Below are 8,422 nucleotides of genomic sequence, written 5' to 3'. Positions count from 1 at the left end.
AAAGAAGACTTATCGGCTTCCGAGCGAAGCCGAATGGGAATATGCCGCGCGGGGCGGAACGCAGACCAAATATTGGTGGGGCGACAAGCTGCAGCCGGGCATGGCCGGTTGCAAGGATTGCGGTGATCTCGCGGCCGAGCAGCCGGCGAAGGTCGGCAGCTTCAAGCCGAATCCGTTCGGGCTCCATGACATGGGCGGCGGCGTCGATCAGTGGGTCGAGGACTGCTGGCACAAGACCTATCAGGGCGCGCCCGGCGACGGCTCGGCATGGAGCAGCGGGGATTGCAGCGCTCATGTCCTGCGCTCGGGCTCCTGGAAGAACGATTCGAGATATGTGCGACCGTCCAACCGCGATGGCTACGACACACATGTTCGTTATCCGACGCATGGATTCCGCGCGGCGCTCAGCCCTTGAGTGGAGGAGTTGGTTTGATGCACATCCTTCGTTGCGTCGCGCTGGCGGCGGCGCTCGCATTGCTCCCGGCGGCAGCCTTTTCGCAAGGCAAGACAGGTCCCAAAGACGCAAAGCTCTATTTCATCACGCCGCATGACGGGCAGAAGGTTCGCGGCGGATTCTGGGTCCGGTTCGGCTTGCGCAACATGGGAGTGACGCATGCCGGCGACGAGTATCAGAATGCCGGTCACCATCATTTGCTGATCGACGTCAATGACCCCGTCGATCCCAAGGAGCCGATCCTGCAGGACAAATCGCATCTGCATTTCGGAGCAGGACAGACCGAAACGCTGCTCGAGCTTCCGCCCGGAACGCACACCCTTCAGCTCGTGCTGGGCGACGCCAGGCACTATCCGTTCGAGCCGCCCATCGTGTCGGAGAAGATCACCATACGGGTCAGGCAGCCCGCGACGGCGAAGTAAATCGCAAGCCGGTCTTAGGTGTCCATTCCACCGTTGCCGCCAGTGGCCGCCGCTGCTGCGGGGCGCTTATGTCTAGGAGATGAGATCAGCATTGAGCCACAGGACCGGCAATGAACCTGCACCATTGGTGCTTTTCGGCCTGGCAGTCACCCCATCATTGCGATATCGGCCTAGTTCGCTTTTGAGAGCTTTGAACCTTGTCCGCGATGCGAGCGTCTTATAATTGAAGCTTCTCTAAGCTTCACCCCCCACCAGAAAGCCCGCTTCCCCTGGCGGGGTTTTCGCTTTTGCGCGCTACATCAATGCACCGATCTTTTCGAGCGGTCTTTTGGGTTGACCACTTTTCCCGCTACAGCAACCTAGATGTGGGCCAGAGTTTTGAGCGCAGAACCCTTCCCGAGTGCGGCTCGACGCGCTCCCGCAGGATCAGCCGTGGTCGCGCGTCGGTTTGCGCTTTGTCTGTTCGGCATGCGGCGCCGCAGGATCTGTGCATATCGTCCCGAACTCGCATGACAGTCGCGGGCAAGTCAGGCCAAGCATGGGCGCTTGAGGTTTTGATTCCAGCGATGAAGCACGTCACCGAACGCCCTTTTGCAAATCCACAAGCCGCAGCCCGCAAGCTGATCGAGCTCGCCGCCGGCATACAGCCGGTTCAGGACGGCCGTATCCACATTGAGAAGGTAAACTATCCCTTCCTCTTCACGCTGAAGGGAAGCGGCCCGGAGTTCGGCGCCGGGATCAAGTGCGCTATCGAGAAGGGTTGGCTGGAGCTGCACGAGAGCGGTACCTACGTGCGGCTGCTGACGCCGCGCGAGGATTTGTTGGCGCCTTAAGGAACCTGCCGGGGGCGTTTCCGCTTGAATCCTCGCTGGGTCGCCGCCCGAGCTGGCGGAGCGGCCCCGGCCCCCTGAAGCCGGGGCCGTCTCTCCTGCGATTGAGCGAGCGTGCCCAAAGCAAATTGCCTGATCGTTCGTGCTGCCGGAGACAACTGGACCTTTTACGCGGCGAAGCGTCCCGCATCGCGAGAGGCAATGCGCGGAGGTCGGAGCTCGTTCTGCTTCGAGGATGCAAAGGCAAAAGAGTCATTCGCTCTCGCGTGTGACAACCTCGGTATTTCTTGCCAAGATGGCTAGTCCACAGTCCATGCGGTAAACCGATCGCGTCGGTCAGCGCTAATCCGGCCCCCGTATCTGGAGGTCCGCACCTCCGATCCAAAGCACGGGAGCCGAGCGCGTCGGCGTCGCCGCCGACACTGGGCTTATGAAGCACGCACCTGTGAAGGGAGCAACAGAGTTGGCGTAGTTCGATTAGCGGTCGAGCAGCCATTGCCCCGGGGGGGCCTTGCTATTCTCGATGCTGGAGGTAGGTGGTCGTAGCTCGTTCGCCAATGACATGCGGACGCCCACCAGCTAACGAGAAGGCCGCCCCCTGAGGCCGCCTCTCGCTTCCGCTCTCAGCCTCGTGGCACGCCTTTCCCGACATCTGCGCGGCGCGCCTAGCCTTCGGTTCAATCGTACATCTGGACGCCGTGAACTACGCTGGGGCGGTGCTACGAGGCGACGGTGGAGGCAAGAAGAGCGCTCGACGAGCGGCACCAGGACTATGGATGGGTCGAATCCGGACACTCTGTAGCTGAGCGACGGCTGCTAGGGGAACTTCGTAGCTAATCACCGTAGCAATTTGCGCGCAGCTTCACTGAAGCGCGAAGAAGCGTGCCTTCACAGTAGCTTGCGACCGATGGTGAGGAGGAGTGGATATCCGCTGACGTTCAAGGTCGGCCTGCAGACACTTTTACCGCGCTCACTGTTCGTATGGTGCGTCGCAGAGCGTGTATTCAGAGAGTGCAATTTGGTTTGGACCACGATTCACTGTTGGCTACCGCCATTTGGGGCATCAGCAGTGGTGAGCCCTCCCTAGCTAGCCTGCCCTGTCCGCTTCAACCTGGGCCAGGAGCCGACTAGTTGGTAAGGTTCGTGTTTGGACTCTCCCGCGCCGCACTACTGTAACCGGATTACCATGCCCCTGCCGCCTCGCGGATGGTGTCGATGAACAGCTTCGCGGCCGGGTTCAAACTATTCGGACCACCATGTCCTCTAGCTCCAACGCCGGTATCGCCAAGAAAGCGCGCACGAAGGCTGAGGCTGATTTTGCCACTTGGCTCATGATGGCCAAGCTAGGCGGTTTCGAGGACCTGCCATCCAACGCCCAAAGCTTTCTGGCTAACTATCGAACGCGCCTCGAGACAATGAGCGAGGCCGAGTCCACGGCCCTAGCCGTTCGCGAGGTCTACAGCGCTTATTACAGCGAAATGGGAGGCTTAGGCGCAGCGCCGGAACCAAAGGCTCGGACGCCAACGACAAAGCGCAAAGTCAAGCCGGCCCAGAGACCGCCTAGACCTCAACCCGGTCAATCGGCTGCGCGCCATTCGACGAGACAAATGATCCGAAAATCCCTCCCGGCCCTGCTGATTTTCGCGAGCATGGTGGCACTGGTTGTCGCATTCGGATTTCTAGCGCAGTAAGACCGCCCGCAGATTGTGGGCGACGTCCGCTTCTCCTCCGATATCGCCCCACTTGGCGAACATCCTGCACTTCGCATTTGGGCCACAAGCGGAAGTCACTTACGGGCGAAGAAAGATGCTGCCCACTGAGGCGGCCCAACGAGAGCCGCGAAGCCATGACCAAACGCTGTTGCGATTTCTTCATGTTGCGCCAAATGCAGGAACGTGCATCGACTTTCTGCGTGGCAAGGTCAGATAGCTTGGCTAGAATGAAAGCTGATGGCGGGAAGATTGGTCTTTGCCTCCGCGCGGCCTGTGGCTCACCACCGGGGAACTTCAGCTCTTCGCATAGGTTAACTAGGCGAGGTTGTTCCGCCATGACGCATACAGTTTTAGTAGTAGATGATGATCCCGGCGTGCTCGCCGTGATCGCGTCCATGCTCGAAGAGTTTGGCTGCAAAGTTGTTTGCGCGCATAGCGGCCCCGAAGCTCTCGATACACTGGCGAGGAACGAAGACGTTTCGATTTTGATCACGGACATCAACATGCCGGGGATGGATGGCCATGAACTGGCCGAACGTGCAACGCGGGCTCGCCCAACGCTGAAAGTTTTACAGCTATCGGGCCGGGAGCGAAGGCGTGATGGCTTTCCCTTGCTCAGGAAGCCGTTCTCTGAGGAAGACCTTCATCGCGTCATGGAACAAACGACCGGCATTTGTTAGCGCAACAGAGTCGCTAAACAGCGCTCAAGCTCGTCCATTGGGAATGGTTTTTGAAGGACCGGATGATCCTTGAAGCCCGTGGGTACGCCGCCCGCGCCGTATCCGCTCGCGAAGGCAAATGGAATGCCCCTGCCTCGCAGCGCTTCTGCAATGGGTTCGCAGCTATCTCTTCCAAGCTGTATGTCGAGAATGGCCGCATCAACACCGGGCGCAGAAGCAAGCAAAAGCCCGCTTTGCAAATCGTTAGCCTCACCAGCGAGGCTGTGACCTAGCTCCGCCAGCATATCCGCAATCATCATGCGGATAAGCGATTCATCCTCGACCAGAAGCACAGACGCCATACCGCCACTCCGAGCGCAGTGTACCCAACTACTTCATTCCTTCAGATGCCTCTGACCGCCATGACTGCTCACCGCAACTGCCACACCGAGAGATTCGAAATGTGCGGCCCGTTGTCGGATCAAGGATCGAAGTCACGAACCTTGGCTTGTGACCGCAGCGATGGCAATCCTTGAGGGAGGGGATTTGAGGCTCTTGCATCACAGCCTTAGGTCGGAAGCGGGTATCATCGGCAAACCCGTGTCACTACTGAGCGCTTCTCCTGGGCCATGTGGATGCTTTTTCAAATGCCCGAAGGCCAACAGCCCGAAGCTCCCCAAGGGAATGTTGTCCCGCTTCCGCAGCTTTCAGAAGCCGTTCCGCGACCATCTTCCGAACGTCGTGGTCACCGCCGTTCGGAAGGTCACGGCAAACCTCTTCGAGTACGACTTCTAGGTTTGACCTGACACGATGCGCTAGGGTCATGGCCTTCCCGTTCGCTCGTTCCTACGATGGAACTTATGTTCCCATTCTGGGTTGTTGTGTCAAGGTCCGATAGCGCCATTTCGCGGTGCAAGGTGGGAGTAACACATGAGCGAGCGTCGTCGGGTCACGCATCGCAAGACATTCACGGATCGCCTGATGGAAGAGGCGGCAAAGTCTAGGGAAGCCGCAGAGCGGCTTGCTCCGGGCACCGAACGCGAGCTTCTAATGAAGCGTGCGGATCAGGCGGAAAAGGCGGCCCAGATGAGCGACTGGCTGACCAAGCCAAACACTGCGCCGCCGCCGTTGAGCAACCTTTTGAAGGCTATCAAACCCGGCGTGGCGCGACCAGAGGACGGCCTTCCCGGGGAGTAGGGGCCAGTGAAGCAGTTGACGGACTATCTTGAGCGTGCAGTTCAGCTTGAAGCGCTGGCGGCAGATGAATCTGATTCACGCTTCAAAGACCAGTTGCTGGCGCAAGCTCAGTCCTACCGAAAGTTGGCGGCGAAGCGAGCGCAGGAATACGGGCTACCCATGCCGAGTCCTCCCGCTTCATCGAGCGAGACCACCACCTGAACGATGCTGGATTTCGCGCAGCATCGGTTGCGCGCGACCGGTATAAACACCGTGGGAATAATGCTCGTCCAGCGCCACCATGACAGCAATGAAAATCGCGGCTGCAGTCAGCCCCGGATTTGCTTGGGCTATTTCCTGGCGCTTGGCGACAACGAAGAGGCCGCCAACTCAGGGCGGCCTCTTAGCTTGGTTTGCATATTCACCGACTTGCCGGATAGCGGTAATGATACACTAGAAGGTCCGACAGAATTGCTGTCAGTTCCCGCTTCGAGATGAGCGTGGTTGGAGCCGCTCGATCCCAGAGCTGGCTGGCCGGAGGGGCATCGTCATCAACGTGAGCCCTCGCACCACGGGCATCACCGTGCCGTTCGATGGCGCTCGAAGACCAACGTGCCTGCACAGAGACTTTATATCGCCCATCTCAGATGGGCAGATCGCCGCGCCTTCCATCGCTTCAGACGAATGACGGCGCATGATGTCTTGGTGCTGAACTGCTCTTTGGCTTAGGCGACAGACGACACCAAGAAATAGGGCAGCCAGGCGGACACAAAGGTCTCAGCTTTCAGTCTGCTCCACAGTGGCAGAGACTGTCAGGAGAACGCCGCCGTCATTCCTAACGACAATTGCGATGGTGCCCGGACGAGCAGCAAAAGCAAAATCGCGCACGGCCTCGCCGAGCGCAATCATGGCCATCCTGTGAGCTGCAACAACGCTGCGCATTTCCTGGCCGAACTCGTCGACAGTGACCCGTTCCGCTTCATGATAGTCGAAATGAAAACGCGGCATTGGGCGGTAAGTTAGTAAATACCCCGACGTTCCTAAAATCCTGCCCCAGATTTGCTGAGCGTTGATCCTGCGCTTAGGTTTAACTCATGCAGATATTCAGAGCTGAACTCGGCTACAGCTTGCAGTTCCTGTGGCCGGAGCACTGTAACGATGTGGTTTTCCCATTCAATGAGGCCCAAACCCCTGAGTTCCTGGATTGTCCTGTTCACGTGAACTATCGAAAGCCCACATGCATCGGCAACATCTTGCTGGGTGAGCGGGATCCGGTAGCTGCCGTTGTCCGCCAGCCCAACAAATTCCATGCGAGTGGTAAGCTCGCAAAGAAGATGCGCGAGTCGACCTAAGGCTTGGCGCGCTCCGAGATTCTCAACCCATTCGCGATAAATGGCGGCCTGTATCAGCGTTTCGCGCCAAAACGCGTGTGTAAGCCCCAGAGATTCGGTCATGATCTCTCTGAGAGATGAATGGGGCACAGCGGCTATCGTCGAATTGCCTACGCTGCAAAGATCACAATCCGCGATCGGCAGATGCAGGGTAGGCAAGTCGGGCATGTCCCCAGCCAGGTAGAATGACGAGATCTGATTTCGATCATTCACCACTCTTTGCCGAGCTAGAAAGCCTTCGATCACAACGATGCAGCTGCTGGGCTTGTCTCCCTCGCGCACCGCGTATTCGCCATCAGCCAGGGACTTCACCCTATATGGTATGCGCGCGAGTCTAAGCTTATCTCGTTCGAATAGACCGCCGACTGCCTGTAGGCGCGCTATTAGCTTGCGGTGCGGCATGATCGCTCCCTTGCACATGCAGGCGGGAGCGCGACCTCTCTCAGCCACCGACGCCTACGGACAAAGCCTCGGCCGGTGATGCTTCAGTAAAGCATAAAAAGCGCAAGCTTGCCAGACTCTTCGGCAACGAACATCGCTTTCTCGCGCTCCGGCCAGATGGAGCAGCGTTTGGACGCGGGCGCGCTTCGGGGTCACGAGCGGGCGTACCGGAGCGTTATCTCACAATCAGCTGCCCGCCTTTGGCACGTCTCGAACGGTCCACAGACTGTTTCTGAGTTATTACCGCTTCAGGAAACTTCCAGAACCTTTCGGTTATCGGATTTTTCCGGCCCTGGACTACCTTCGTGGCGAAGGAGCCTGTCATGAAGCCATCAGAGATCTACAAGGAGAACGCCGATAACTGCACCATGCTCGCAGAAGGAGAGCCCTCGAAGGAGAGCCCAGCTTACAAGCGGTACCGGCGCATGGAACAGGCGTGGCGGTCTTTGGCCGAAGAGCAGGAATGGCTGGATGGGGAAGTACCACCGGTTCGGAGGGATCGCGCCGACATATCGAAAAAGCCGTCTGGTTAGGACGGCTTTTCCTGTCCTTAAAAACTTGCGCCGTTGCCGATGTGGTCGCCGGGTATCCCTGTTCTTCTAACGGATTCTCTCCGGTGAAGTGAGGCTAGCCGCGCTTCTGCGGGAGCGCCAGAATCGTCCGCAATTGCTCGTTTAATTGCTCGATAGAGAACGGCTTGCCGATTGCGGGCGCATGCCTGAACTCCTCCTCAAGCGGCGGTCCGCCATAACCGGTGCTGAACAGGAAAGGGATTTTCCGGTCGCGCAAGATGCGCGCTACCGGGAAGACACGTTCACCTGCCAGGTTCACGTCAAGCAGCGCCAGATCGAACGACGCCCTGGCGGCAAGTTCGCACGCCTTTGGCACGTGGGCGGCCGAGGCGACCACCTTCAATCCCAATTCTTCGAGCATGTCTTCAATCATGAGGGCCACCAAGCCCTCGTCTTCGACCAGGAGAACCCTGGCGCCAGACAGCTCAACCATTGGACGCTGCAAGCATTAGGGGGAACACCATACGGCAGCGGGTGCCCTCCGGCTCGAACACCAGATCGAACTCGCCCGCGAGGTCATGCTCTATGCACCGCTCCATCAGTCGCGTGCCGAAGCCACGCCGCTTGGGTGGCGAAACCGGGGGGCCGCCGCGTTCGCGCCACTCGCATTCCACCGCGCTTTGCGACAGTTTGTTGGGGCCAAGCCGCCAGGTGAAGGACACAGTCCCATCGGGCACCGAGAGTGCGCCGTACTTCGCGGCGTTGGTCAGAAGCTCGTTCAGCACCATGGTGATGCTCAGTGCGCTGCGCGCGTCCAGATCGACG

At 58.9% G+C, this 8,422-nt stretch carries 13 protein-coding genes; 8 read left to right on the top strand and 5 right to left on the bottom strand.

Going from position 1 to position 8,422, the window contains the following annotated elements; translation table 11 throughout:
* The 5 genes from IVA75_RS24930 to IVA75_RS24910 all read left to right on the top strand — a co-directional run.
* On the top strand, nucleotides 1-415 hold a 415-nt coding region (locus IVA75_RS24930; protein ID WP_247287517.1), incomplete at its 5' end, for an SUMF1/EgtB/PvdO family nonheme iron enzyme.
* 17 nt (nucleotides 416-432) lie between these two features.
* Nucleotides 433-876 carry a DUF4399 domain-containing protein gene (locus IVA75_RS24925; protein ID WP_247287515.1) on the top strand — a complete coding sequence of 148 codons (444 nt, stop codon included), beginning with the start codon at nucleotides 433-435 and terminating at the stop codon, nucleotides 874-876.
* A 566-nt stretch (nucleotides 877-1,442) separates the two neighbouring features.
* Nucleotides 1,443-1,709, top strand: a complete 267-nt coding sequence (locus tag IVA75_RS24920; protein ID WP_247287519.1) for a hypothetical protein — start codon at nucleotides 1,443-1,445, stop codon at nucleotides 1,707-1,709.
* A 1,253-nt stretch (nucleotides 1,710-2,962) separates the two neighbouring features.
* The gene (locus IVA75_RS24915; protein WP_247287513.1) at nucleotides 2,963-3,397 is read left to right on the top strand and encodes a hypothetical protein; all 435 of its coding nucleotides are present in this window, start codon (nucleotides 2,963-2,965) and stop codon (nucleotides 3,395-3,397) included.
* A gap of 356 nt (nucleotides 3,398-3,753) precedes the next feature.
* On the top strand, nucleotides 3,754-4,098 hold the full coding sequence (locus IVA75_RS24910) for a response regulator (protein ID WP_247287511.1): 345 nt from the start codon (nucleotides 3,754-3,756) through the stop codon (nucleotides 4,096-4,098).
* Here IVA75_RS24910 and IVA75_RS24905 read toward each other — a convergent pair.
* Complete coding sequence (locus tag IVA75_RS24905) at nucleotides 4,095-4,439, bottom strand: response regulator (protein ID WP_247287510.1); 345 nt, start codon at nucleotides 4,437-4,439, stop codon at nucleotides 4,095-4,097. The genes IVA75_RS24910 and IVA75_RS24905 overlap by 4 nt on opposite strands.
* A gap of 568 nt (nucleotides 4,440-5,007) precedes the next feature.
* Here IVA75_RS24905 and IVA75_RS24900 point away from each other — a divergent pair.
* A complete protein-coding gene (locus IVA75_RS24900) occupies nucleotides 5,008-5,274 on the top strand; it encodes a hypothetical protein (protein ID WP_247287509.1) in 267 nt (88 codons plus the stop codon).
* Between the two features lie 6 nt (nucleotides 5,275-5,280).
* Complete coding sequence (locus IVA75_RS24895) at nucleotides 5,281-5,475, top strand: hypothetical protein (protein ID WP_247287508.1); 195 nt, start codon at nucleotides 5,281-5,283, stop codon at nucleotides 5,473-5,475.
* Between the two features lie 555 nt (nucleotides 5,476-6,030).
* On the opposite strand, the gene IVA75_RS24890 is transcribed toward IVA75_RS24895, so the two are convergent.
* Both IVA75_RS24890 and IVA75_RS24885 read right to left on the bottom strand, forming a co-directional pair.
* On the bottom strand, nucleotides 6,031-6,261 hold the full coding sequence (locus tag IVA75_RS24890; protein WP_247287507.1) for a hypothetical protein: 231 nt from the start codon (nucleotides 6,259-6,261) through the stop codon (nucleotides 6,031-6,033).
* A 32-nt stretch (nucleotides 6,262-6,293) separates the two neighbouring features.
* On the bottom strand, nucleotides 6,294-7,046 hold the full coding sequence (locus IVA75_RS24885) for a Crp/Fnr family transcriptional regulator (RefSeq protein WP_247287506.1): 753 nt from the start codon (nucleotides 7,044-7,046) through the stop codon (nucleotides 6,294-6,296).
* Between the two features lie 362 nt (nucleotides 7,047-7,408).
* Between IVA75_RS24885 and IVA75_RS24880 the strand changes: the two genes are divergently transcribed.
* On the top strand, nucleotides 7,409-7,618 hold the full coding sequence (locus IVA75_RS24880) for a hypothetical protein (RefSeq protein ID WP_247287505.1): 210 nt from the start codon (nucleotides 7,409-7,411) through the stop codon (nucleotides 7,616-7,618).
* A 94-nt stretch (nucleotides 7,619-7,712) separates the two neighbouring features.
* Here the strand turns inward: IVA75_RS24880 and IVA75_RS24875 are convergent, their stop codons facing one another.
* On the bottom strand, nucleotides 7,713-8,090 hold the full coding sequence (locus IVA75_RS24875; protein WP_247287504.1) for a response regulator: 378 nt from the start codon (nucleotides 8,088-8,090) through the stop codon (nucleotides 7,713-7,715).
* Nucleotides 8,083-8,422, bottom strand: a 340-nt coding sequence (locus tag IVA75_RS24870; RefSeq protein WP_247287503.1) for a sensor histidine kinase, incomplete at its 5' end; no start/stop codon positions are given. The genes IVA75_RS24875 and IVA75_RS24870, both read right to left, overlap by 8 nt.

The sequence above is a fragment of the Bradyrhizobium sp. 134 genome, from assembly GCF_023074155.1.
Lineage (GTDB): Bacteria > Pseudomonadota > Alphaproteobacteria > Rhizobiales > Xanthobacteraceae > Bradyrhizobium.
The sequence above is the reverse complement of the archived record's forward strand: the minus strand, read 5'-3'. Positions and strand labels throughout refer to the sequence as shown.